At 66.2% G+C, this 23,554-nt stretch carries 20 protein-coding genes and 1 pseudogene; 17 read left to right on the forward strand and 4 right to left on the reverse strand.

Features of this window, described 5'->3' with window-relative positions; all coding sequences use genetic code 11:
* Window positions 1–45 precede the first annotated feature (45 nt).
* Entirely contained in the window at window positions 46–1,338 is a 1,293-nt protein-coding gene (locus PHLH3_RS03080; RefSeq protein WP_213628184.1) for a peptidylprolyl isomerase, read from the reverse strand.
* The gene (locus PHLH3_RS03085; protein ID WP_213628185.1) at window positions 1,319–4,096 is read right to left on the reverse strand and encodes an LPS-assembly protein LptD; all 2,778 of its coding nucleotides are present in this window, start codon (window positions 4,094–4,096) and stop codon (window positions 1,319–1,321) included. Before PHLH3_RS03085 ends, PHLH3_RS03080 begins: the two co-directional genes overlap by 20 nt.
* A gap of 127 nt (window positions 4,097–4,223) precedes the next feature.
* Here PHLH3_RS03085 and PHLH3_RS03090 point away from each other — a divergent pair, with 127 nt between their 5' ends.
* The 3 genes and pseudogenes from PHLH3_RS03090 (at window position 4,224) to PHLH3_RS03100 (ending at window position 6,688) form a co-directional block, all read left to right on the forward strand.
* Window positions 4,224–5,249, forward strand: coding sequence for a phosphotransferase (locus tag PHLH3_RS03090; protein WP_213628186.1), 1,026 nt, complete (start codon window positions 4,224–4,226; stop codon window positions 5,247–5,249).
* A pseudogene (gene murU / locus PHLH3_RS03095) lies at window positions 5,246–5,919 on the forward strand (N-acetylmuramate alpha-1-phosphate uridylyltransferase MurU). The gene PHLH3_RS03090 and the pseudogene murU overlap by 4 nt, the downstream one beginning before the upstream one ends.
* 1 nt (window position 5,920) lies before the next feature.
* A complete protein-coding gene (locus tag PHLH3_RS03100) occupies window positions 5,921–6,688 on the forward strand; it encodes a TerB family tellurite resistance protein (protein WP_213628187.1) in 768 nt (255 codons plus the stop codon).
* 1 nt (window position 6,689) lies between these two features.
* On the opposite strand, the gene PHLH3_RS03105 is transcribed toward PHLH3_RS03100, so the two are convergent.
* Window positions 6,690–7,742 carry an alpha/beta hydrolase family protein gene (locus PHLH3_RS03105; protein WP_213628188.1) on the reverse strand — a complete coding sequence of 351 codons (1,053 nt, stop codon included), beginning with the start codon at window positions 7,740–7,742 and terminating at the stop codon, window positions 6,690–6,692.
* A gap of 144 nt (window positions 7,743–7,886) precedes the next feature.
* Between PHLH3_RS03105 and PHLH3_RS03110 the strand changes: the two genes are divergently transcribed.
* The 12 genes from PHLH3_RS03110 (at window position 7,887) to trpC (ending at window position 21,110) form a co-directional block, all read left to right on the forward strand.
* The gene (locus PHLH3_RS03110) at window positions 7,887–10,286 is read left to right on the forward strand and encodes a sensor histidine kinase (protein WP_213628189.1); all 2,400 of its coding nucleotides are present in this window, start codon (window positions 7,887–7,889) and stop codon (window positions 10,284–10,286) included.
* Window positions 10,283–10,912: a response regulator transcription factor gene (locus PHLH3_RS03115; RefSeq protein ID WP_173179812.1), complete on the forward strand. Its 630-nt coding sequence runs from the start codon at window positions 10,283–10,285 to the stop codon at window positions 10,910–10,912. Before PHLH3_RS03110 ends, PHLH3_RS03115 begins: the two co-directional genes overlap by 4 nt.
* A 153-nt stretch (window positions 10,913–11,065) precedes the next feature.
* Window positions 11,066–12,175 (forward strand): ABC transporter ATP-binding protein, encoded by a 1,110-nt coding sequence (locus PHLH3_RS03120; RefSeq protein WP_173179814.1) that lies wholly within the window; start codon window positions 11,066–11,068, stop codon window positions 12,173–12,175.
* 52 nt (window positions 12,176–12,227) lie between these two features.
* Window positions 12,228–13,259: an ABC transporter substrate-binding protein gene (locus PHLH3_RS03125; protein ID WP_213628190.1), complete on the forward strand. Its 1,032-nt coding sequence runs from the start codon at window positions 12,228–12,230 to the stop codon at window positions 13,257–13,259.
* Window positions 13,260–13,328: 69 nt separating this feature from the next.
* Window positions 13,329–14,561 (forward strand): ABC transporter permease, encoded by a 1,233-nt coding sequence (locus tag PHLH3_RS03130; protein WP_213628191.1) that lies wholly within the window; start codon window positions 13,329–13,331, stop codon window positions 14,559–14,561.
* Between the two features lie 11 nt (window positions 14,562–14,572).
* Window positions 14,573–15,400 (forward strand): ABC transporter permease, encoded by an 828-nt coding sequence (locus tag PHLH3_RS03135; RefSeq protein WP_021221606.1) that lies wholly within the window; start codon window positions 14,573–14,575, stop codon window positions 15,398–15,400.
* 136 nt (window positions 15,401–15,536) lie between these two features.
* A complete protein-coding gene (gene rpe, locus PHLH3_RS03140; protein ID WP_173179818.1) occupies window positions 15,537–16,205 on the forward strand; it encodes a ribulose-phosphate 3-epimerase in 669 nt (222 codons plus the stop codon).
* Window positions 16,205–17,044 carry a phosphoglycolate phosphatase gene (locus PHLH3_RS03145; protein WP_213628192.1) on the forward strand — a complete coding sequence of 280 codons (840 nt, stop codon included), beginning with the start codon at window positions 16,205–16,207 and terminating at the stop codon, window positions 17,042–17,044. The genes rpe and PHLH3_RS03145 overlap by 1 nt, the downstream gene beginning before the upstream one ends.
* Window positions 17,045–17,134: 90 nt before the next feature.
* Window positions 17,135–18,622 carry an anthranilate synthase component I gene (trpE, locus tag PHLH3_RS03150; protein ID WP_213628193.1) on the forward strand — a complete coding sequence of 496 codons (1,488 nt, stop codon included), beginning with the start codon at window positions 17,135–17,137 and terminating at the stop codon, window positions 18,620–18,622.
* 10 nt (window positions 18,623–18,632) lie between these two features.
* Entirely contained in the window at window positions 18,633–19,226 is a 594-nt protein-coding gene (locus tag PHLH3_RS03155; protein WP_173179824.1) for an aminodeoxychorismate/anthranilate synthase component II, read from the forward strand.
* Between the two features lies 1 nt (window position 19,227).
* On the forward strand, window positions 19,228–20,277 hold the full coding sequence (gene trpD, locus PHLH3_RS03160; protein WP_213628194.1) for an anthranilate phosphoribosyltransferase: 1,050 nt from the start codon (window positions 19,228–19,230) through the stop codon (window positions 20,275–20,277).
* Window positions 20,274–21,110, forward strand: coding sequence for an indole-3-glycerol phosphate synthase TrpC (trpC, locus tag PHLH3_RS03165; protein WP_213628195.1), 837 nt, complete (start codon window positions 20,274–20,276; stop codon window positions 21,108–21,110). Before trpD ends, trpC begins: the two co-directional genes overlap by 4 nt.
* Window positions 21,111–21,163: 53 nt before the next feature.
* Here trpC and crp read toward each other — a convergent pair whose 3' ends face one another.
* Complete coding sequence (crp, locus tag PHLH3_RS03170; protein WP_021221613.1) at window positions 21,164–21,808, reverse strand: cAMP-activated global transcriptional regulator CRP; 645 nt, start codon at window positions 21,806–21,808, stop codon at window positions 21,164–21,166.
* Between the two features lie 239 nt (window positions 21,809–22,047).
* Between crp and PHLH3_RS03175 the strand changes: the two genes are divergently transcribed.
* Both PHLH3_RS03175 and speD read left to right on the forward strand, forming a co-directional pair.
* Window positions 22,048–22,470 carry an OsmC family protein gene (locus PHLH3_RS03175; RefSeq protein WP_213628196.1) on the forward strand — a complete coding sequence of 141 codons (423 nt, stop codon included), beginning with the start codon at window positions 22,048–22,050 and terminating at the stop codon, window positions 22,468–22,470.
* Between the two features lie 226 nt (window positions 22,471–22,696).
* A complete protein-coding gene (speD, locus tag PHLH3_RS03180) occupies window positions 22,697–23,491 on the forward strand; it encodes an adenosylmethionine decarboxylase (protein ID WP_111262235.1) in 795 nt (264 codons plus the stop codon).
* The last annotated feature ends 63 nt before the right edge of the window (window positions 23,492–23,554 follow it).

Below are 23,554 nucleotides of genomic sequence, written 5' to 3' on the forward strand. Positions count from 1 at the left end.
ATTGTACCGCCAGCGCGCCACCCTGCGTGGCAGGGTGCCGAAGAATCAGAGCTTGGTTTCGACGTACGCCTCGTCGCGGATCTGGCGCAGCCAGGCCTGCAGCTCTTCGTCGTACTTGCGGTTGCGCAGGACGTTGATCGCCTGCTGCTCGCGCATCTGGTCGGCGCTGTCGGTGGCGCGGCGACCGAGCACTTCCAGAACGTGCCAGCCGTAGGGGCTCTTGAACGGGCGGGACAGCTGGCCTGCCGGCGTCTTGGCCATGACTTCGCGGAACTCGGGCACCAGGGCGTTGGGGTCGATCCAGTTCAGGTCGCCACCGTTGAGCGCCGAACCCGGGTCCTCGGAGAAGTTCTTCGCCAGCTCGGCGAAGTCCTCGCCGGACTGGATGCGCTGGTAGAGGCGCTCGGCCAGGCGTTCGGTGTCGGCTTCGCTGCGGATCTCGCTTGGCTTGAGCAGGATGTGGCGCACATGCACCTCGTCACGCACCTGGGTGCTGCCACCGCGCTTTTCCAGGAGCTTGAGAATGATGAAGCCACCCGGCGTGCGCACCGGTTCGGTCACTTCACCCGGAGAGAGGGCGTTGACCATGCCGTCGAAGGGGGGCGGCAACTGGGCGGCCTTGCGCCAGCCGATCTCGCCGCCTTCCAGGGCGGTTTCGCCGGCGGAGCGGGAGATCGCCAGCTGGGCGAAGTCCGCGCCCTGTTGCAGTTGCTGGTAAAGATCCTTCGCCTGGCGGTCGGCGGCCTGGATGGTCTCGGGCGAGGAGCCGTCCGCGACCGGGATCAGGATATTGGCCAGGTGGAATTCCTCGGAGAGCTGCATCTTGCCCAGGTCGGAGGCAAGGAAGTTCTGCACTTCCTGGTCGGTGACCTGGATGCGCTCGGCGACGCGGCGCTGGCGCACGCGGCTGATGACCATCTCGCGGCGGACCTGGTCGCGGGCGTCCTCATAGGAGAGGCCGTCTTGAGCCAGGGCGCTGCGGAACTGATCGACGCTCATGCCGTTGCGCTGTGCGATGGCCTCGATGGCCTGGTTCAGCTCCTCATCGGTGATGCGGATGCCGGAACGGTCGCCGATCTGCAACTGGATGTTCTCGATGATCAGGCGTTCCAGCACCTGCTGGCCCAGCACGTGCTCGGGGGGCAGGGCAGACCCGCGCTTGGCGATGGTCTGCTGCACCTCGTGGATGCGCTGGTCGAGCTGGCTCTGCATGATCACGTCGTTGTCGACGATGGCCACGACGCGGTCGATCGACTGGACCTCGGCATGCACGGCACTACCCAGGAACAGGGCGCCCAACAGCAGCGGGCGGAGACAATCAGAAAGCTTGGTCTTCACGTTCACGGTAACCTTGGATGCCATTGTCGAGGAAACTTTCAACCTTGTTGCCGATCACGCCGCCAAGGCCCTTGAACACGATCTGCAGGAAGACGCCGCGGTCGGCCTTCTCGTTGAGCTCGGGCGAAAGGGTGGTCTCGTCGTAGTCGACCCAGTAGCGGTTGATCAGGCGCAGTTTCCAGCAGCAGCTGTCGTACTCGAAGCCACCGAAGGCTTCCAGGGTGCGGCTGCGGTTGTAGTCGTACTGCCAGCGGGCGATGGCGTTCCACTGCGGGACGATCGGCCAGATGACGGACGCGTCATGCTGCTCGATCTTGTAGTAGTCCTTGATCACGCGGCCGGTCACGTTGTCGATGTAGTCGCCGCCTTCCTGCCACTGGCCGGTGGTCTGGTTGTAGACCACGGCGTCGTTGCGGTAGCGGTAGCCGAAGTTGACCACCTTGTTGACGTCGTCTTCCGGCTGGTAGTGGAACATCATGCTGCCGGAGCGGGTGCGGCCGGCATCCGGGTCCCAGTTGAAGTCGGAGGACAGGCGCCAGTCGCGGTTGAAGCGGTACAGGTACTCCAGTGCGTAAGGCGAGACGCTGGCCTGGGCCGACTTGCGGTCGCGGTAGTCGATGCCGGGCAGCTGTACCTTGCGGTCTTCGAAGTAGAAGGCCTGGCCGATGCTGAAGCGCTGACGCTCGAAGCCGTTGGGCTGGATCCAGCGGTTGGTCAGGCCCAGGGACACCTGGTTGGCATCGCCCACGCGGTCACGGCCGGAGAAGCGGTTCTCGCGGAACAGCGAGGAATAGCTGAAGGCGCTTTCGCTGCTGTCGAAGACCGGGATGTTGTCCTGCTTCTCTTCGGGAACGTAGAGATAGAACAGGCGCGGTTCCAGGGTCTGCTTGTACTGGCTGCCGAACAGCTCGGTGTTGCGGTCGAAGTACAGGCCGCTGTCGAGGCTGAAGATCGGTACGCTGCGGTCTTCGCTGCTGTTGAACTCCTGGCCGGCCAGCAGGCTGTTCTTGCCCTGCTGGTCCAGGTCCAGGTCGTACTGGGTATAGAGGTACTTCACCGACGGCTTGATGAAACCGTAGCTCCAGTCCAGGGGCAGGCTGACGCCCGGCTCCACATGGATGCGGTTGCCGTTGGCGCGGGCCAGGCCCGGGATGCGGGTGTCGTACCAGGGGCTGGTCGCGCCATCCTCGTCGGTGAACAGGCCCTTGCGCAGATCACGCTCGAAGCGCACGAATTCGGTGGAGTAGGAGAGCTTCAGGCCGCCAGCGTCGACAGGCAGCACGCCGTCCAGGGTGATCTGGGGCAGGCGGTCGTACGGGGTGATCTCGGTGACCGTGGCCATTTCATAGGCATGGGCGTTGAGACGTGCGGTGTAGCTGTCGCCGCGCCAGGTGACGGCGCCCTGCTGGTTGACGTAGGTCGATTGCGCGATGCCCAGTTCGGTCTGCAGGTCCTGGAAGTAGTAGGGGTCGCTGATGTCGGTGTAGTCCACCTCGGTCATCAGGCGTTCGTCCAGGCCACCCTTGTGTTGCCAGTTGTAGAGCCAGCGCTTGTCCTTGTACTCGGACTGCAGCTTGCGCTCGTCTTCCTCGTCGTTCAGGTAGGCGCCGCCGAACTGGCCTTCGCTGCCCTTGGTCAGGTAGCGGAACTCGCCTTCCATCAGCAGGCCGCGCTTGGCCATGTAGCGCGGATAGAGGGTGGCGTCGTAGTTCGGCGCGAGGTTGAAGTAGTAGGGCGTCAGCAGGGAGAAACCGGTGTCGCTGCTGGTGCCGATGCTCGGTGGCAGGAAGCCGGACTGGCGACGGTCATCGATGGGGAAATAGATGTACGGGGTATAGAACACCGGAATGTCCTTGACCCGCAGCGTCACGTTGGTAGCGGTGCCGAAGCCGGTGGCCGGGTTCAGCTTGATGTTGTTGCCCTTCAGGTGCCAGGCGTTGTCGCCCGGTTCGCATCGGGTGTAGGTGCCGTCCTTCAGGCGGATGATCGCGTCTTCCTGGCGCTTGGCGTACAGGGCGCTACCGCGCGTATGGGACTTGTGCAGCACATACTCGGCGTTGTCGATCTTCGCTTCGCCGTTGTCCAGTTGCAGTTCGGCCTTGTCGCCGACCACCAGGGCACCGTTGTCGCGCAGCTTGACGTTGCCGACCAGCTCGCCACGGTTCTCGGCCTGCAGCAGGTTCGCCTCGTCGGCTTCAACCTGCATGCTGCCCTGGCGCAGGACCACGTCGCCGGCCAGGGTCGCGACCTGCTTTTCCTGCTCATAGCGTGAGGCCTTGGCGGAAACGTAGGTGGGCGAGTCTTCGGGCGGGGTCTTGTCGTTCATGCCCGGGCGGCGCGGCTCGATATAGGCGCCAGCGCAGTACGGGCCGGTCTCGGCCAGTTGTGCGGCGGTCAGCTTGTCGCGCGGAACCCAGTCCAGATGGCTGAAGTCTGCACTACGGGAAGCGAGTGCCCTGCCGCCTGCCTCGGTGACCAGCGTGGTCTTGGCTTCGGCCGACTCGCCCTGGCCGGAAGCGGCGGTGGTGCCCGCTACGCCGACCCTGGAACTCACCGCGCTATCGCTGTGGACCGGGCGTGGAGGCAGGCTTTCCGCCGTTGCCTTGGGTGCGCAGGCCCAGCCGCCGGAGGCGGACGCCTGGCAGTCGAACTGCTCGGCGGCGACTACGAACTGGGTGGCTACAGGCTGCATTGCCAGCAGGCTGCCGGTCACCAGCAGAGGGAATTTTTTACGAAACGCGGGAGATTTTACTGCCATCTTGTTAGTCCGGGCTTCCTGCGCGCCATCGGCCCGCTGGGGCCGCACGCCTCTCGATGGGCTGAAAAAGATGCTGGATAATAAAGCATGACCCGCGCAACGGCTAGCGCCGTCGGAGACCCTTGTAATGCCCCATGAAGATGTACGCCTTCAACAACTTAGCGCCTGGCTGGACCAGCAACTGCCCCTTCTATTCCACACGGAAGGCTGGGGTGACGTGCCGCCGGCGGAGCTGCTGCCGGCCAGCAGCGACGCGAGTTTCCGCCGTTATTTCCGCTGGCAGGCACAGGGCCGCAGCCTGATCCTGATGGATGCCCCGCCGCCCCAGGAAGATTGCCGCCCCTTCGTCAAGGTCGCGGGCATGCTCGCCGAGGCCGGCGTCCATGTGCCGCGGATCCTCGCGGCGGACCTTGAGCAGGGCTTCCTGTTGCTCGATGACCTCGGGCGCCAGACCTACCTGGAGGTGATCGACGCCGACAATGCCGATGCGCTGTTCGAGGATGCCATCCAGGCACTGCTGGCCCTGCAGCAGCGCAGTCTCGACGCGCCGATGCCCGCCTATGATGACGCGCTGCTACGCCGCGAGCTGCAGCTTTTCCCCGACTGGTATCTCACGCGTCACCTGGGTATCGAGCTGGCCGGCGAGCAGTTGGCGGCCTGGGAGCGGACCTGCGATCTGCTGGTCGCCAGTGCGCTCGCCCAGCCCCGCGTGCTGGTGCATCGTGACTACATGCCGCGCAACCTGATGCTCAGCACGCCCAATCCCGGCGTGCTGGATTTCCAGGATGCGGTCTACGGCCCGGTCACCTACGACGTCACCAGCCTGTTCAAGGACGCCTTCCTCAGCTGGCCCGAGGCGCGCGTGCGCAATTGGCTGGAGCGCTACTGGAGCCTGGCCCGCGAAGCGGGCGTCCCGGTGCAGCCGCAGTTCGACGACTTCCTCCGTGCCAGCGACCTGATGGGCGTGCAGCGCCACCTCAAGGTCATCGGCATCTTCGCGCGCATCTGCCACCGCGACGGCAAGCCCAAGTACCTGGGCGATGTGCCGCGCTTCTTCTCCTATATAGAGGCGGTGATCGCGCGTCGCCCCGAACTGGCCGACCTCAAGGCGCTGCTCGCCTCCCTGCCACAAGCCCAAACGGTGCACGCATGAGGGCGATGATCCTCGCGGCGGGCAAGGGCGAGCGCATGCGCCCGCTGACGCTGCACACCCCCAAGCCGCTGGTTCGTGCCGGCGGCACCCCGCTGATCGAGTTCCATATCCGCGCCCTCGCCGCTGCGGGGTTCAGTGAGTTGGTGATCAACCATGCCTGGCTCGGCCAGCAGATCGAGGATCACCTGGGCAGCGGCGAGCGCTTCGGCGTCAGCATCCGTTATTCCCCCGAGGGCGAGCCGCTGGAAACCGGCGGGGGCATCCACCGCGCATTGCCGCTGCTGGGCGACGAGCCCTTCCTGGTGGTCAACGGCGACATCTGGACCGACTACGATTTCGGCGCCCTGCGCGATCACCCGTTGCAGGGCCTCGCCCACCTGGTGCTGGTGGATAACCCCAGCCATCATCCGGGCGGTGATTTCCGGCTGGACGGGGGTATGGTCAGCGATGGCGTGCCTGGCGAGCCCGGGTTCACCTACAGCGGCATCGCCGTGCTCCACCCCGCGCTTTTCGACGGTTGCAGCGCCGGCGCCTTCAAGCTGGCGCCGTTGCTGCGCCGTGCCATGGGGAGGGGCGTGTCAGCGGCGAGCATTTCGCCGGACGCTGGGTGGATGTCGGCACCCACGAGCGCCTGGCGGAAGTCGAGCGCCTGATCGAGGCGGGGCGCTGAGATGTTCTGGCCCGTCACGCTGCTTGGCGTCATCGCCGGCCTGTTCATCGCCAGCATTCCCGGTGCGCTGCTCGGCGGCCTGCTCGGCCAGGTGGTGGATCGGCGGCTGAAGCTGGATTCCTGGGCCAGCCTGCGCGATCGGCTACGGCGCAGTGGTGCCGTCGCACACGAGGACCTGCTGTTCCTCATGCTGGGCCGCCTGGCCAAGAGCGAGGGCCGGGTGCTGGAGCTGCATATCCAGCAGGCGCGTGCCGAGATGCGCCGCCTGGGGCTGGACGACGCCGGGCAGCGTCGTGCCATCGCCGCGTTCACCCGCGGCAAGGCCGAGCAGGTCGAGCTGCGCGGCCCCCTGCGGGGCTTGCGCTACCAGCGCGCGCAAGGCGAGGCGCTGTTGCGCAGTTGCTGGCAGATGGCGGCGGCGGATGGCCGGGTGGGGCAACGCGAGCGCGAGCTGATCCTGCTGTGGGGCAAGTGGCTGGATTGGCCGGCGGACCAGGTTGAGGCGCTGTGCGCCGGCTTCGATGTGCCCGGCGGCGCGCCGGTGCGGCGTGGCAGTGCCTACCAGGATGCGTTGTCGCTTCTGGGCGTGAACGCCAACAGCGAGCCGGCGGCGATCAAGCGCGCCTACCGCCGCCTCATCAGCCAGAACCATCCGGACAAGCTGGCCGGTGCGGGGGCCAGCCCGCAGCGGGTGCGCGAGGCCACCGAGAAGACCCGCGAGCTGCACCACGCCTACAGCCTGATCCGCGAGCGTCACGGTTTCCGCTGAGTCAGATACCGGGCGACTGCGGGATGATGGGCGCCGGTGCGGCCGCCGGCGCCCGCTTGCCCGGAGCCTGCAGATGGGCGTCCAGCCAGCCGCGCACCCGCCGGAACAACTGCTCCTGGTCCGCGTCGCGATTGGGCAGGGACTTCAGGCCCACCTGCACATAGGCCGGGTGCTTGTCGCGCTTGCTCGCCTGCAGGCGCTTGAGGGCGGCGGCGCTGTCCAGCGGCTTGTCCTGGTAGAAGAAATCGCCGATCGCCTGCTTGAGCTTGGGCGCCGACTCCTCCAGTGGCGGGCCGTAGCCGGGGGGGACTTCGGCCTCCACCAGCACCAGGTTGTCGATGCCGCTGGAAGACGAATCGCTCAGCGCCTGCACCGCCCAGTAAGCGCCACTGCCGTGGCCCAGCAGGACGATGGTCTTCGGGCTCTGCTGGTTGACGAACACGATGGCCGCCTGGATGCGTGCCGCGATCCGCGTGGCCTGTGCCTTGCGTTCTTCCTCGGCGCTGAGAACGGGCCGACCCAGGTCGGTGGAGGGCTCGGCGCTGCCGGCCTGCTCGGGCGTGGGGGGTGGCGTGGCCGGGTCGGCCTTCTCGGTTTTCGCGTCGCCGGCGGCGGGCGGCTCGGCCTGCTCGACCGGACGGGGCGGCGGCTCATTGCCCCTGGGGTCGGGCAGGGTCAGGCTGAGGCTGTGCCAGCCGATGTCCGGCAGTTTGCTGCGCAACGGGGCGATCGCCCGTGGCCAGTCGGCACTCTCGCCGTCGCCGGGCAGCAGGATCACCACGCCGCTGGGCTCGGCCACGTTGGCCGGTTTCCACAGGGCCAGGAAACTGTCTTCGCCGGCCTTCAGTTGCTGCTGTTCCTTCTCCGGCAGCTGGCGTTCGAGGGCGGTGGCGTCCTCCTGGCTGCGCTCCTCCAGGGGCGCGCGCTCCACCGGGGTTTGCGCAGGGGCGGCCACGTCCTCGCCCGTGGCCGGCGGGTCTTCACCCCAGGCGGCGGCCGGCAGCAACAGGGCGAGGCAAAGGGCGGCGAGTGTCGGGCGGGGGACTCGGAGCATCTGAGGATTCCACGGGGTGGCCATAGGCAGGCAGCCTAATGGCTGGGCCGGTATTTGTCAGGCGCACCTTCGCCTTGGCGGGGCTGCTGGAGTAAGGTACGTCGGCTTCGTTCTCGGCAGCCTGGGCTGTGCGGTGTCTCCTGCATGATTCGTTCGTTGTGTCTCCTCCTTCTCGCCTGCTGCCTCGCCGCCTCCCTGGCCGCAGCCCCCGCGCCCGCCCCCGTCGCGCTGGACCCGGCCCTGCGCCAGTGGCTGGACCAGCACCCCCAGCTGCGCGCCGGTGTCGTCCTGCAGGCGCCCTACGCTCAACTGGACCGGCGCCTGCAGCAGCTGTCCGGGGTCAACGTCGAGCTGCTCGACTGGGTCGCCACGGCGCTCGGCGTGCCCCTGGTCTGGCGCACCTTCGCCGACAACGCCGAGCTGGAGAACGCCCTGCGTACCGGCCAGATCGACCTCGCACCCGGCCTCAGCCAGACCCCCGCGGGCCTGCGCCTGTGGCTGTTTTCCGATCCCTACATGCGCGTGCCGCAACTGGTGGTGGGCGAGCGGGGCAACGGTGGCGCCGTGGATATCGAGAAGCTCGGCAGCGACGAGCCGGTCGCGGTGCGCTCGCCCAGCGCGGTGGCGGACTACCTGCGCGCCACCTATTCCGGCGTCCTGGTACAGCCGGTCGGCAGTGAGCGCCAGGCCTTGCGCGCGGTGCTGGAACAGCAGGTGAAGTACGCGGTGATCGACGAGGCGCAGCTCAGCCGGCTGTCGCGCGAACAGGAGTTCTCCGGCCTTGCGGTGGTCGGCGACATCGGCTTCCCCCAGCTGCTGCGGGTCGCCACGCGGCGCGACTGGCCGCAGCTCTCCACGGCGGTGGACGCCGCCCTGCGCACCATCCCGCCGAAGGACCTGGACCAGCTCCACGAGCGCTGGCTGCAGCCGAAATACCCGCGCATCGGCGAGTCGCCCGGCTTCTGGCAGAACCTCGCCCTGCTCTTCGGCGTGCTGCTGCTCAGCGCGGCGGCGATCATCTACTGGCTGCGTCGCCAGCAGCGTGCGCTGGAGAAGCGCCTGCTCGAGGCGCGCCATGCCATCCAGCTGCGCGAGGCGGCGGAAGAGGCGCTGCGCCTGACCCAGTTCTCCATCGACCACAGCACCGTGGGCATCCTCTGGGTCAACTGGGACAGCCACGTGCGCTACGCCAATCGCGCGGTGGAACAGATGCTGGGCTACGCGGCCGGCGGTCTCACCGATCGCCCCCTGGCGCACATCCAGCCGCAGCTGGACATGGACCGCTGGCTCAGCCTCTGGCGCCGTGCGCGCAACCACGACGAGAGCGCCCAGGCGTTCGAGACCGCCTGCCGTCGCGCCGACGGCAGCGAGATGCCCGCCGATGTGTCGCTCAGCTTCCTGCGCTTCGGCACCTCGGAATACCTGGTGGTGTTCCTCACCGATGTCACCGAGCGGCGCCGTGCCCACGCCGCGCTGGAGGAGAGCGAGGCACGCCTCAAGGGCATCGCCTCCAACGTGCCGGGGCTGGTCTTCCGCCTCGAACGCCCGCGTGCCGGCGAAGATGCCGACTTCGCCTTCATCGGCGCCGGCAGCGAGGCCCTGGTGGGCTATGGCGCCCGTGAGCTGCTGGAGACCGGTCGCGGCATCCGCGGCCTGGTGCACCCGGACGATGGCGACGGCTACTGGGCCAGCCAGATGGCCGCCCTCGATGCCGACCGCGACTGGCACTGGCAGGGCCGCATCCTCACCCGCGACGGCCAGTTGCGCTGGGCCGACATCAAGGCCAGCGCGCGCCTCTTCGAGGACGGTAGGGCCACCTGGGACGGCGTGGTCTGGGACATCACCGACAACAAGCAGACCGAGCTCGAACTGGCCGCCTCCCGCGCCCAGCTGCGTGATCTCTCCGCGCACCTGGAAAGCGTGCGGGAAGAGGAGAAGGCACGTATCGCCCGCGAGGTGCACGACGAACTGGGCCAGGTGCTCACCGTGCTCAAGCTGGAGACCTCCATGTGCGAGCTGGCCTACGGCGAGCTGGACCCCGGCCTCGGCGAGCGGCTGAACAGCATGAAGCGCCTGATCGCCCAGCTGTTCCAGCTGGTGCGCGACGTGGCCACGGCGCTGCGCCCACCGATCCTCGACGCCGGCATCGCCTCGGCCATCGAATGGCAGGCGCGGCGCTTCGAGGCGCGCAGCGGCATTCCCTGCCTGGTGCGGGTGCCGGACTCACTGCCGCAACTGTCGGACGCCAAGGCCATCGGCCTGTTCCGCATCCTCCAGGAGGCGCTGACCAATGTGCTGCGCCACGCCCGGGCCCACAGCGTCGAGGTGGCGCTGGAGCGCGATGGCGACGACCTGCAATTGATCATCAGCGACGATGGCGCGGGCTTCGACCCGCGGGCCTGCCGCCCCGGCGCCTCGTTCGGACTGGTGGGCATGCGCGAACGGGTGCTGATGCTGGGCGGCGCGCTGTCGATCGACAGCGCGCCGGGAGAGGGCACCACGCTGGTGGTGCGCATCGCTTTGGACAAGGAGAAGAACGCGTGATCCGAGTACTGGTGGCCGAAGACCACACCATCGTCCGCGAGGGCATCAAGCAGTTGATCGGCCTGGCCAAGGACCTCTGCGTGGTGGGCGAGGCGAGCAACGGCGAGCAGTTGCTCGAAACCCTGCGCCAGACGCCCTGCGAGGTGGTGCTGCTGGATATCTCCATGCCCGGCGTCAACGGCCTTGAGGCCATTCCGCGCATCCGCGCGCTGACCAGCCCGCCGGCGGTGCTGGTGCTGTCGATGCACGACGAGGTGCAGATGGCGGCGCGCGCACTGAAGATCGGCGCCGCCGGCTACGCCACCAAGGACAGCGACCCGGCCCTGTTGCTGACGGCGATCCGCAAGGTCGCCTCAGGCGGGCGCTACATCGACCCGGAGCTGGCCGATCGCATGGTCTTCGAGGTCGGCCTGACCGATTCGCGCCCGCCCCACGCGTTGCTTTCCGAGCGTGAGTTCTCGGTGTTCGAGCGCCTGGTGAAGGGCGAGGGTGTCAACGAGATCGCCCAGCACCTGGCCGTCAGCGGCAAGACGGTGAGCACCCACAAGGCGCGGCTGATGCAGAAGCTCGGCGCCCATTCGGTGGCCGACCTGGTCAAGTACGCGGTGGAGCACAAGCTGGTCTGAATACCTGATCGGGTCGCTGGGAATTGTAGGGCTCGCCCTACACGCGATCCTCCGACGGCCTTATAGCAATCTCTCATAGCGCCCGATTTGCGTGGCTTGCCGGCTTCTCTAGTCTCTGGGGACGGCATAAACAAAAATCAAAAAGGTGCGGTGATGGCCTCCATTCCGGCGAACGATGTACTGGTCAGCTTCCGTGGCGTGCAGAAGAGCTACGACGGCGAGTCGCTCATCGTCAAAGACCTCAACCTGGACATTCGCAAAGGCGAGTTCCTGACCCTGCTGGGCCCCTCCGGCTCCGGCAAGACCACCAGCCTGATGATGCTCGCCGGGTTCGAGACCCCGACCAATGGCGAGATCCTCCTGGCCGGCCGCTCGATCAACAACGTGCCGCCGCATAAGCGCGACATCGGCATGGTGTTCCAGAACTACGCGCTGTTCCCGCACATGACGGTGGCCGAGAACCTGGCCTTCCCGCTCACCGTGCGCGGCATGAACAAGACCGATATCAGCGAGCGCGTGAAGCGTGCGCTGTCCATGGTCCAGCTCGACAGCTTCCGCAACCGCTACCCGGCGCAGCTCTCCGGCGGCCAGCAGCAGCGCGTGGCCCTGGCCCGTGCCCTGGTGTTCGAGCCGCAGCTGGTGCTGATGGACGAGCCGCTGGGCGCGCTCGACAAGCAGCTGCGCGAGCACATGCAGATGGAGATCAAGCACATCCACCAGCGCCTGGGCGTGACGGTGGTGTACGTGACGCACGACCAGGGCGAAGCGCTGACCATGTCCGACCGCGTGGCCGTGTTCCACCAGGGCGAGATCCAGCAGATCGCCCCCCCGCGCGAGCTCTACGAGTCCCCCAGCAACACCTTCGTGGCCAACTTCATCGGCGAGAACAACCGGCTCAACGGCCAGTTGGTCAGCCGTGACGGCGAGCGCTGCGTGGTCAGCCTGGCCCGTGGCGAGAAGGTCGAGGCGCTGGCGGTCAACGTCGGCCAGCCGGGCGAGCCGGTGACCCTGTCGATCCGTCCCGAGCGGATACGCCTGAACGGCGGCAGCGAGAGCTGCGCGAACCGTTTCTCCGGCCGCGTCGAGGAGTTCGTCTACCTGGGCGACCACGTGCGCATCCGCATGGAGGTCTGTGGCAAGCCCGACTTCTTCGTCAAGCAACCCATTGCCGAGCTCGACCCCGCATTGGCGGTAGGCGACGTGGTGTCCCTCGGTTGGCAAGTGGAGCACGTGCGCGCACTGGACCCGCTGATAGCGGACTGACGACGCGGCGGCACCCCGGCATTACCCACCCAGCACTATGGAGAAAACAACAATGTCCAAATCCTTGAAGCTCACTGCCCTTGCGTTGGGGCTGGCATGCGCCGCACAGGCCATGGCAGCCGACCTGACCGTCGTTTCATTCGGCGGCGCGAACAAGAACGCCCAGGTGAAGGCGTTCTACGAACCCTTCCAGGCGTCCACCAGCAACAAGATCATCGCCGGCGAGTACAACGGCGAGATGGCCAAGGTGAAAGCCATGGTCGATACCGGCAGCGTTTCCTGGAACCTGGTGGAGGTCGAATCCCCCGAGCTGTCCCGCGGCTGCGACGAGGGCCTGTTCGAGGAGCTGGACCCGGCCCAGTTCGGCAAGGCCGAGGACTTCGTTCCCGGGGCCATCCAGCCCTGCGGCGTCGGCTTCTTCGTCTGGTCCACCGTGCTGGCCTACAACGCCGACAAGCTGAAGACCGCGCCCGCCAGCTGGGCCGATTTCTGGGACACCAGCAAGTTCCCGGGCAAGCGCGGCCTGCGCAAGGGCGCCAAGTACACCCTGGAATTCGCCCTGATGGCCGACGGCGTCGCGCCCAAGGACGTCTACACCGTGCTCGCCACCAAGGAAGGCCAGGACCGCGCGTTCAAGAAGCTCGACCAGATCAAGCCGAGCATCCAGTGGTGGGAAGCCGGCGCCCAGCCGCCGCAGTTCCTCGCCTCGGGCGACGTGGTCATGAGCTCCGCCTACAACGGCCGCATCGCCGCCGTGCAGAAGGAGAGCAACCTGAAGGTGGTGTGGACCGGCGGCATCTATGACTTCGACGCCTGGGCCATCCCGAAAGGCGCCAAGGATCAGGAAGCCGCACTGAAGTTCATCGCCTTCTCGGTCAAGCCCGAGCAGCAGAAGATCTACTCCGAGAACATCGCCTACGGTCCGGCCAACAAGCAGGCGGTGCCGCTGCTGGACAAGGGCCTGCTCAAGGACATGCCGACCACGCCTGAGAACATCAAGGACCAGGTCGCCATGAACGTGACCTTCTGGGCCGACTACGGCGAGCAGCTGGAGCAACGCTTCAACTCCTGGGCCGCCAAGTAACCGGCCACCCAGCACATCCCCTCCTCCTCGCGGGGGAGGGGAGTACCCAGAGATCCACCGGAGTTCGCCATGGCCACCCTCGTCGCCGGCCCGACCCTCAAGCAACGCCTCGCGCGTGCCGAGCGGGTCAACCGCCTGAAGTCCCAGGCCCTGATCCTGCCGCTGCTGCTGTTCCTCCTGCTGACCTTCCTGGTCCCCATCGGCACCCTGCTCTACAAGAGCGTGAGCAACCCCGAGGTGGTCGGCGCGCTGCCGCGTACCGTCGAGGCGATCACCGCCTGGGACGGCAAGGCGCTGCCCGATGAGCCGGCCTACAAGGCCCTGGCCGAGGACCTCGCTGCCGCGCGCAAGAACCAGACCATCGGCGATCTTTCCAAGCGCCTGAACATGGAGCTGGCCGGCTATCGCAGCCTGATGGCCAAGACCGCCCGCGCCTTGCCGTTCAAGGAGACCCCCGCTTCCTACAAGGACGCGATGGAAGGCCTCGACGAGCGCTGGGGCGACCCGGCCTACTGGCAGGCGATCCGCCGCAACGCATCGAGCCTGACCCCCTATTACCTGCTGGCGGCCGTCGACCATCGCATCGACGACCTCGGCGAAGTCGCCCCGGCGACGCCGGACCAGGCCATCTACCTGGACATCTTCACCCGCACCTTCTGGATGGGCGCGGTGATCACCCTGATCTGCCTGGTGCTGGCCTACCCGCTGGCCTACCTGCTGGCCAACCTGCCGACGCGCAAGAGCAACCTGCTGATGATCCTGGTGCTGCTGCCGTTCTGGACCTCGATCCTGGTGCGCGTGGCGGCCTGGATCGTGCTGTTGCAATCCGGTGGCCTGATCAACGGCGCGCTGCTCAAGCTGGGCCTGATCGACCAGCCGCTGCAGCTGGTGTTCAACCGCACCGGCGTTTACGTGGCGATGGTGCACATCATGCTGCCGTTCATGATCCTGCCGATCTACAGCGTGATGAAGGGCATCTCGCCCACCTACATGCGTGCGGCGATCTCCCTCGGCTGCCACCCCTTCGCCAGCTTCTGGCGGGTGTACTTCCCGCAGACCGTGGCCGGTGTCGGCGCGGGCTGCCTGCTGGTGTTCATCCTGTCCATCGGCTACTACATCACCCCGGCGCTGCTGGGCAGCCCGAACGACCAGATGGTCAGCTACTTCGTCGCCTTCTTCACCAACACCACCATCAACTGGGGCATGGCCACGGCCCTGGGCGGCATGCTGCTGCTTGCCACCATGGTGCTCTACGTCGTCTACAGCTGGCTGGTGGGCGCCGGCCGCCTGCGCCTGGGTTGAGGAGATAAGAAATGCTGAGTCCCTACATGTCCCCGGTCGAGCGCCTGTGGTTCTACACCCTGCGCATCCTCTGCGGCCTGGTGCTGCTGTTCCTGATCCTGCCGGTGCTGGTGATCATCCCGCTGTCGTTCAACTCGGGCACCTTCCTGGTCTACCCGCTGCAAGGGTTCTCGCTGCGCTGGTACGCCGACTTCTTCGGCTCGGCCGAGTGGATGCGCGCGCTGACCAACAGCATCATCGTGGCGCCGGCCGCGACCTTGCTGGCGATGGTCTTCGGCACCCTGGCCTCCATCGGCCTGACCCGTGGCGAATTCCGCGGCAAGGCGCTGGTGATGAGCCTGCTGATCTCGCCGATGGTGGTGCCGGTGGTGATCATCGGCGTCGCCAGCTACCTGTTCTTCGCCCCGCTGGGCCTCGGCAACAGCTACCTGTCGCTGATCCTGGTGCATGCGGTGCTCGGCGTGCCCTTCGTCATCATCACCGTGTCGGCCACCCTGCAGGGCTTCAACCACAACCTGGTGCGCGCCGCCGCCAGCCTGGGCGCGCCGCCGCTGACCGCGTTCTTCCGCGTCACCCTGCCGCTGATCGCGCCGGGGGTGATCTCGGGGGCGCTGTTCGCCTTCGCCACCTCTTTCGATGAAGTGGTGGTGACGCTGTTCCTCGCCGGCCCCGAGCAGGCCACCCTGCCGAGGCAGATGTTCAGCGGCATCCGCGAGAACCTCAGCCCCACCATCGCGGCGGCGGCGACCCTGCTGATCGGTTTCTCCGTGGTGCTGTTGCTGGTGCTGGAATGGCTGCGCGGGCGCAGCGAGAAGCTGCGCACCTCGATGCCGGAATGACCGCCTGATGCGGTGCGAACGGGGAGTTCAGGCTCCCCGTTCGCATGTCGGCTGATCATCGCTGACGTATGACAAAGCCTTGGAAGCGGACTCAGGCTACAATCCGCGCCACCGTGATTCTGCTCCGAGGTCTGTCATGCAACCCTTCGCCATCGCACCGTCGATCCTTTCCGCCGATTTCGCCCGCCTGGGCGAGGAAGTCGACAACGTGCTCGCCGCTGGCGCCGATATCGTCCACTTCGACGTGATGGACAACCACTACGTGCCCAACCTGACCATCGGCCCGATGGTCTGCTCGGCACTGCGCAAGTACGGCGTCACCGCGCCCATCGACGTGCACCTGATGGTCTCCCCGGTGGATCGCATCATCGGCGACTTCATCGAGGCCGGCGCTACCTACATCACCTTCCACCCGGACGCTTCCCTGCACGTCGACCGCTCGCTGCAGCTGATCCGCGATGGCGGCTGCAAGGCCGGCCTGGTGTTCAACCCGGCGGCGGGCCTGGATGCGCTGAAGTACGTGATGGACAAGGTCGACATGATCCTGCTGATGAGCGTGAACCCCGGCTTCGGCGGGCAGAAGTTCATCCCCGGCACCCTCGACAAGCTGCGCGAGGCGCGCGCGCTGATCGACGCTTCCGGCCGCGACATCCGCCTGGAGATCGACGGCGGCGTCAACGTGAAGAACATCCGCGAGATCGCTGCCGCGGGCGCCGACACCTTCGTCGCCGGCTCGGCCATCTTCAACACGCCGGACTACGCCGAAGTCATCGCCGCCATGCGCGCCGAGCTGGCCCAGGCCTGATGAGCGCCCTGCAGCGGCTGTTCGACGGGCGCCTGCCGCGCCTGGTGATGTTCGACCTGGACGGCACCCTGGTGGACTCGGTCCCCGACCTCGCCGCCGCCATCGACCACATGCTCGTGACCCTCGGCCGACCGGCCGCGGGCATCGGGCGGGTGCGCGAATGGGTCGGCAACGGTGCCCGGGTTCTGGTGCGCCGCGCGCTGGCCGGCGGCCTCGATCATGCCGCCGTGCATGACGAGGATGCCGAGAAGGCGCTGGCGATCTTCATGGAGGCCTATGCCGACAGCCATTCACTGACGGTGGTCTACCCGGGCGTCGCCGAGACCCTCAAGTGGCTGAAGAAGAAGGGCGTCGAGCTGGCGCTGATCACCAACAAGCCGGAGCGCTTCGTCGCCCCCTTGCTGGACGAGATGAAGCTCGGGCGCTACTTCCCGCTGATCATCGCCGGCGACACCCTGCCCCAGCAGAAGCCGGACCCGGCGGCGCTGCTGCACGTGATGCACATGACCGGCACCAGCCGCAGCGAGTCGTTGTTCATCGGCGACTCGCGCAACGACGTGCTGGCGGCCAAGGCGGCCGGCGTGCAATGCGTGGCGCTGAGCTACGGCTACAACCACGGCCGGCCCATCAGCGAAGAGGAGCCGGCGCTGGTGGTGGACGACCTGCGCGAGCTGCTGCCTGGCGGTTGCGCGGCACACGGCGCTGCGCTAATGTCGCCCGACTCCCCAGATCATCTGCCTCACAGAGATAGAAACGTGCTGGTTCCCTGCAAGCGTTGGCTCGAACGAGCCGGAATGAAGATCATCAAGGCCGCGGCCCGTTGGCGCTGGCGCGCCTGATTCGATTCTGGCCGGATACCTGCTCCGGCGCGCTCGCACACCGACGTTTTTCTCCAGGAGCCTCCGGGCTCCTCGCCCACGAGGCTGATCATGACCCGCGATGAATTCCTGCGTTTGGCCGCCCAAGGCTACAACCGCATCCCGCTCGCCTTCGAAACGCTGGCGGATTTCGACACCCCCCTTTCCCTCTACCTGAAGCTGGCCGACACGCCCTTCTCCTACCTGCTCGAATCGGTGCAGGGCGGCGAGAAGTGGGGCCGCTATTCGATCATCGGCCTGCAAAGCCGCACCGTGCTGCGCGCCCACGGCCACCAGGTCAGCGTCAGCGTCGATGGCGAGGTGGTGGAGCGTGAGGAGAGCGAGGACCCGCTGGGCTTCGTCGAGGCCTTCAAGGACCGCTACCAGGTGGCGCCCATCGCCGGGCTGCCGCGCTTCAACGGCGGGCTGGTGGGCTACTTCGGCTACGACTGCGTGCGTTATGTCGAGAAGCGCCTGGCCAACTGCCCGAACCCCGATCCGCTGGGCACCCCGGACATCCTGCTGATGGTCTCCGACGCGGTGGTGGTGTTCGACAACCTGGCGGGCAAGCTGCACGCCATCGTGCTGGTCGACCCGGCCGCGCCCGATGCCTACGAACGTGGGCAGGCCGCGCTGGCCGAGCTGCGCGAGAAGCTGCGCCTGCCGATCACCCCGCGCCTGGGCGTGGACCCGGCGCTGCAGTTGACCGAGGACCTGCCCTACCGCTCCAGCTCGACCCGCGAGGACTACGAGCAGGCGGTGCGCGAGATCAAGGAGTACATCCTAGCCGGCGACTGCATGCAGGTGGTGATCTCCCAGCGCATGACCATCGACTTCAAGGCTGCGCCCATCGACCTGTACCGGGCGCTGCGCTGCTTCAACCCGACGCCCTACATGTACTTCTTCAACTTCGGCGACTTCCACGTGGTGGGCAGCTCGCCGGAGGTGCTGGTGCGCGTCGAGGACGGCCTGGTCACCGTGCGCCCGATCGCCGGCACCCGGCCGCGTGGCGCCACCGAGGAGGCCGACCTGGCGCTGGAGGAGGACCTGCTCTCCGACGCCAAGGAGATCGCCGAGCACCTGATGCTCATCGATCTGGGACGCAACGACGTCGGCCGCGTGTCCTCCACCGGCTCGGTGAAGGTCACCGAGAAGATGGTGATCGAGCGCTATTCCAACGTGATGCACATCGTCTCCAACGTCACCGGGCAGCTGAAGGAAGGCGTCTCGGCCATGGACGCGCTGCGCGCCATCCTGCCGGCCGGCACGCTCTCCGGGGCGCCGAAGATCCGCGCGATGGAAATCATCGACCAGCTCGAGCCGGTCAAGCGTGGCGTCTACGGCGGTGCCGTGGGCTACCTGGCCTGGAACGGCAACATGGACACCGCCATCGCGATCCGCACGGCGGTCATCAAGGACGGCCAACTGCACGTGCAGGCGGGCGCGGGGATCGTCGCCGACTCTGTTCCGGCACTGGAATGGGAAGAGACGCTGAACAAGCGCCGCGCCATGTTCCGTGCCGTGGCCCTCGCCGAACAGACCGCCAAGACCGACGCCTGAGGATCGCCCCATGTTGCTGATGATCGACAACTACGACTCTTTTACCTACAACGTGGTGCAGTACCTCGGTGAGCTGGGCGCGGACGTGCACGTGATCCGTAACGACGAGCTTTCCGTCGCCGAGATCGAGGCACTGAACCCCGAGCGCATCGTGGTCTCCCCCGGCCCCTGCACCCCCACCGAAGCGGGGGTCTCCCTCGAGGTGATCAAGCACTTCGCCGGCAAGCTGCCAATTCTTGGCGTATGCCTGGGCCACCAGAGCATCGGCCAGGCCTTCGGCGGTGATGTGGTGCGCGCGCGCCAGGCCATGCACGGCAAGACCAGCCCCGTGTTCCACGAGGACCAGGGCGTGTTCGAAGGGCTGAACAACCCGCTGACCGTGACCCGCTACCACTCGCTGATCGTGAAGCGCGAGACGCTGCCGGAGTGCCTGGAAATCACCGCCTGGACCCAGCACGCCGACGGCGCGGTGGACGAGATCATGGGCCTGCGCCACAAGACGCTGAACATCGAGGGTGTGCAATTCCATCCGGAATCCATACTCACCGAGCAAGGCCACGAGCTGTTGGCCAATTTCCTCAAGCAACAAGGCGGGGTGCGCTGAGATGGATATCAAGGAAGCCCTCAACCGCGTGGTCAACCAGCTGGACCTGACCACCGAGGAAATGCAGGACGTGATGCGCTTGATCATGACCGGGCAGTGCACCGACGCGCAGATCGGTGCCTTCCTCATGGGCATGCGCATGAAGAGCGAGACCATCGACGAGATCGTCGGGGCGGTCTCGGTGATGCGCGAGCTGGCCAGCCGCGTGGAGCTGGAGTCGATGGCGCGGGTGGTCGACGTGGTCGGCACCGGTGGCGACGGCGCCAACATCTTCAACGTCTCCTCGGCCGCCAGCTTCGTGGTCGCCGCGGCAGGCGGCAAGGTCGCCAAGCACGGCAACCGCGCGGTGTCCGGCAAGACCGGCAGCGCCGACGTGCTGGAAGCGGCCGGCATCTACCTGGACCTGAAGCCCGAGCAGGTGGCGCGCTGCATCCAGCACGTCGGCGTCGGCTTCATGTTCGCCCAGGTCCATCACAAGGCGATGAAATACGCCGCCGGCCCGCGCCGCGAGCTGGGCCTGCGCACCCTGTTCAACATGCTCGGCCCGCTTACGAATCCGGCCGGTGTGAAGCACCAGGTGGTCGGGGTGTTCAGCCAGGCGCTATGCCGCCCGCTGGCCGAGGTGCTCAAGCGCCTGGGCAGCGAGCACATCCTGGTGGTGCATTCGAAGGACGGCCTGGACGAGATCAGCCTCGCCGCGCCGACCCATGTCGCCGAGCTGAAGGACGGCGTGGTCACCGAGTACCAGGTGCAGCCCGAAGACTTCGGCATCAAGAGCCAGAGCCTGATCGGCCTCGCCGTGGACAGCCCGCAGCAGTCGCTGGAGCTGATCCGCGACGCGCTGGGGCGGCGCAAGACCGAGAATGGCCAGAAGGCCGCCGAGATGATCGTGCTCAACGCCGGTGCCGCGCTCTATGCGGCGGACCACGCGAGCACCTTCAAGGAAGGCGTGCAGCTCGCCCATGACGCCCTGCACACCGGCCTCGCCCGCGAGAAGCTGGACGAGCTGGCCTCCTTTACCGCGGTGTTCCGAGTGGAGAATGAAGCGTGAGCATCCCAACCGTTCTTGAAAAGATCCTGGCCCGCAAGGCCGAGGAAGTCGCCGAGCGCCGCCTGCGCGTGCCCTTCTCCGAGCTCGAGGCCCTGGCCCGCGCCGCCGATGCGCCCCGTGGCTTTGCCCGCGCCATGCTGGAGCAGGTCGCGCGCAAGCAGCCGGCGGTGATCGCCGAGATCAAGAAGGCGTCGCCGAGCAAAGGGGTGATTCGCGAGGATTTCGTCCCGGCGCAGATCGCCCGCAGCTACCAGGACGGCGGTGCGACCTGCCTATCGGTGCTGACCGACATCGATTTCTTCCAGGGCGGCGACGCCTACCTGCAGGAAGCCCGCGCCGCCTGTTCGCTGCCGGTGATCCGCAAGGATTTCCTCATCGACCCCTACCAGGTGGTCGAGGCACGGGCGCTGGGCGCCGACTGCGTGCTGCTGATCGTCTCGGCGCTTTCCGATGCGCAGATGGGCGAGCTGGCGAAGACCGCCAAGGACGTGGGGCTGGATGTACTGGTGGAGGTGCACGATGGCGATGAGCTGGAGCGTGCGCTGAATACGCTGGACACCCCGCTGGTGGGGATCAACAACCGTAACCTGCACACCTTCGAGGTCAGCCTGGAGGTCACCCTGGACCTGCTGCCGCGGATTCCGCGCGATCGTCTGGTGATCACCGAAAGCGGCATCCTCAATCGCGCCGACGTCGAGCTGATGGAAGTGAGTGAGGTGTTCGGCTTCCTCGTGGGCGAGGCGTTCATGCGGGCCGAGGAACCTGGCACCGAGTTGCGCCGGCTGTTCTTCCCCGAGCGTGGCGGGGTGAGCCGGGCGGTCGATCCTGACTGACGGAAGTGCACATGGAAAAGCCGGCGTCCTGCCGGCTTTTTCATGTGCGCGTCTCAGCGGGTACCGAATACCACCATGGTCTTGCCCTTGACGTGTACCAGGCCCTGTTCCTCCAGGCTCTTGAGTACGCGTCCGACCATCTCCCGCGAGCAGCCGACGATGCGACCGATTTCCTGGCGGGTGATCTTGATCTGCATGCCGTCCGGGTGAGTCATGGCGTCGGGCTGCTTGCAGAGGTCCAGCAGGGTACGAGCGACACGACCGGTGACGTCGAGGAATGCCAGGTCGCCGACCTTGCGCGTGGTGTTGCGCAGGCGATCCGCCATCTGGCTGCCCAGGGCGTAGAGGATCTCCGGGTCCTGCTGGGTCAGTTCACGGAACTTGGCGTAGCTGAGTTCAGCGACTTCGCATTCCGTCTTGGCCCGTACCCAGGCACTGCGTTCCTTCTCGGTTCCTTCCTTTTCGAACAACCCCATCTCGCCGAAGAAATCCCCGGAGTTGAGATAGGCGATGATCATTTCCCGGCCGTCGTCATCCTCGATGAGGATGGTGACCGAGCCCTTGATGATGAAGAAGAGCGTCTCGCAACGGTCACCCGCATAGATGATGGTGCTCTTTGCCGTGTAACGACGGCGGTGACAGTGCGCTAGCAGCTTGTCGAGGTTCTTGATTTTAGGTGTGAGGGTAATAGCTACCATGCCCGAGTCCCGAAATTTTGAAGGTAAGCCTTTGTCCAACAGGCACTTTCTTATTAGTTATCTGGCTAAGTGTGCCAGTTATCCGGCGTCAGCTTAACAGACGGACCGTGACCGGTGATCCGAAATTGAGACGCAGGTAACAACTGCCGGGGAACTAAACGACCAACGTATGTGACACGCGGCGCCTCCCAGGCGCTGTGATAAGCTGGCGACCCTTTTTTTCAGCCTGGAGTCTGGCGATGAAAGCGCGTATCCAGTGGGCGGGCGAAGCCCTCTTCCTCGGCGAGTCCGGCAGCGGCCATGCCGTGGTGATGGACGGTCCGCCGGAAAGCGGCGGTCGCAACCTCGGCGTGCGTCCGATGGAAATGCTGCTGATCGGCCTGGGCGGCTGCACCAACTTCGATGTGGTGAGCATCCTCAAGAAGTCCCGCCAGCCGGTGGAGAGCTGCGAAGCCTTCCTCGAGGCCGAGCGCGCCGACGAGGACCCCAAGGTGTTCACCCGGATCCACGTGCACTTCGTGGTCAAGGGCCGCGGCCTGAAGGAGGCGCAGGTCAAGCGCGCCGTCGAGCTTTCCGCCGAGAAATACTGCTCCGCCTCCATCATGCTCGGGCGCGCCGGCGTCGAGATCACCCACGATTACGAGCTCGTCGAGCTCGGCTGATCGGCATACACCCGATCATCATATTCGGGGCGCAGACTCTGGCAGGTGACGCCCGTCGACTGCATAATGCGCCCCCTCGTTTTTCCGGGGCACTCCGCCCCAGAACCGATAACCACAATCGCCATCGCGAAGAGGTGTAAACCGTCCTACGCAGAAGTCACTGTGCGCTTCTGACGGGCATGCTCAACAACGCGGCAGGGCCGCAATGAACAGAGAGTTCCCAACGGTGAAAAGCAAACTCAAGCTCCACGGGTTCAACAACCTGACGAAGACCTTGAGCTTCAACATCTATGACATCTGCTATGCAGAGACCCCCGAGGACCAGCAGGCCTACGTCCAGTACATCGACGAAGAGTACGACGCCGAGCGCCTGACCCAGATCCTCACCGACGTGGTCGACATCATAGGTGCGAACATCCTCAACATCGCCCGCCAGGATTACGATCCCCAGGGCGCCAGCGTGACCATCCTCATTTCCGAGCAGCCGGTGACGCCCACCGACAGCCAGATCGAGGAATCCCCCGGCCCGCTGCCCGAGACCATCCTGGCCCATCTGGACAAGAGCCACATCACCGTTCACACCTACCCGGAAATCCATCCGGTGTCGGGGATCGCGACCTTCCGCGTGGACATCGACGTTTCCACCTGCGGCGTGATTTCGCCCCTGAAGGCGCTCAACTACCTGATCCACCAGTTCGACTCGGACATCGTCACCGTCGACTATCGCGTGCGTGGCTTCACCCGCGATGTGGAAGGCCGTAAGCACTTCATCGACCACGAGATCAACTCGATCCAGAACTACCTCTCCGACGATACCCAGGACGCGTACCAGATGACGGACGTGAACGTGTACCAGGAGAACCTGTTTCACACCAAGATGCTGTTGAAGAACTTCGACCTGGACAACTACCTGTTCGGCGACGCGACCTCCAACCTGACCGCTGAGCAGCGCAAGCAGGTCGAAGAGCGCGTCCGGCATGAGATGCTGGAAATCTTCTACGCGCGCAATATGCCGCGCTGAAGCGCGGGGGCTGCAAGCGCGAAGCCGCAAGCTACAAGTGGAAAGCACAAAGGGCGCCCAGGC

The sequence above is a fragment of the Pseudomonas sp. Pc102 genome, assembly GCF_018408275.1.
Taxonomy (GTDB): domain Bacteria; phylum Pseudomonadota; class Gammaproteobacteria; order Pseudomonadales; family Pseudomonadaceae; genus Metapseudomonas; species Metapseudomonas tohonis.

What these genes read in the sequence shown, in the direction of transcription:
- PHLH3_RS03085 (WP_213628185.1), bottom strand. Translation starts at nt 4,096, where the DNA reads ATGGCAGTAAAATCTCCCGCGTTTCGTAAAAAATTCCCTCTGCTGGTG.
- PHLH3_RS03090 (WP_213628186.1), top strand. Translation starts at nt 4,224, where the DNA reads ATGCCCCATGAAGATGTACGCCTTCAACAACTTAGCGCCTGGCTGGAC.
- PHLH3_RS03100 (WP_213628187.1), top strand. Translation starts at nt 5,921, where the DNA reads ATGTTCTGGCCCGTCACGCTGCTTGGCGTCATCGCCGGCCTGTTCATC.
- PHLH3_RS03105 (WP_213628188.1), bottom strand. Translation starts at nt 7,742, where the DNA reads ATGCTCCGAGTCCCCCGCCCGACACTCGCCGCCCTTTGCCTCGCCCTG.
- PHLH3_RS03110 (WP_213628189.1), top strand. Translation starts at nt 7,887, where the DNA reads ATGATTCGTTCGTTGTGTCTCCTCCTTCTCGCCTGCTGCCTCGCCGCC.
- PHLH3_RS03120 (WP_173179814.1), top strand. Translation starts at nt 11,066, where the DNA reads ATGGCCTCCATTCCGGCGAACGATGTACTGGTCAGCTTCCGTGGCGTG.
- PHLH3_RS03125 (WP_213628190.1), top strand. Translation starts at nt 12,228, where the DNA reads ATGTCCAAATCCTTGAAGCTCACTGCCCTTGCGTTGGGGCTGGCATGC.
- PHLH3_RS03130 (WP_213628191.1), top strand. Translation starts at nt 13,329, where the DNA reads ATGGCCACCCTCGTCGCCGGCCCGACCCTCAAGCAACGCCTCGCGCGT.
- PHLH3_RS03135 (WP_021221606.1), top strand. Translation starts at nt 14,573, where the DNA reads ATGCTGAGTCCCTACATGTCCCCGGTCGAGCGCCTGTGGTTCTACACC.
- rpe (WP_173179818.1), top strand. Translation starts at nt 15,537, where the DNA reads ATGCAACCCTTCGCCATCGCACCGTCGATCCTTTCCGCCGATTTCGCC.
- PHLH3_RS03145 (WP_213628192.1), top strand. Translation starts at nt 16,205, where the DNA reads ATGAGCGCCCTGCAGCGGCTGTTCGACGGGCGCCTGCCGCGCCTGGTG.
- trpE (WP_213628193.1), top strand. Translation starts at nt 17,135, where the DNA reads ATGACCCGCGATGAATTCCTGCGTTTGGCCGCCCAAGGCTACAACCGC.
- PHLH3_RS03155 (WP_173179824.1), top strand. Translation starts at nt 18,633, where the DNA reads ATGTTGCTGATGATCGACAACTACGACTCTTTTACCTACAACGTGGTG.
- trpD (WP_213628194.1), top strand. Translation starts at nt 19,228, where the DNA reads ATGGATATCAAGGAAGCCCTCAACCGCGTGGTCAACCAGCTGGACCTG.
- crp (WP_021221613.1), bottom strand. Translation starts at nt 21,808, where the DNA reads ATGGTAGCTATTACCCTCACACCTAAAATCAAGAACCTCGACAAGCTG.
- PHLH3_RS03175 (WP_213628196.1), top strand. Translation starts at nt 22,048, where the DNA reads ATGAAAGCGCGTATCCAGTGGGCGGGCGAAGCCCTCTTCCTCGGCGAG.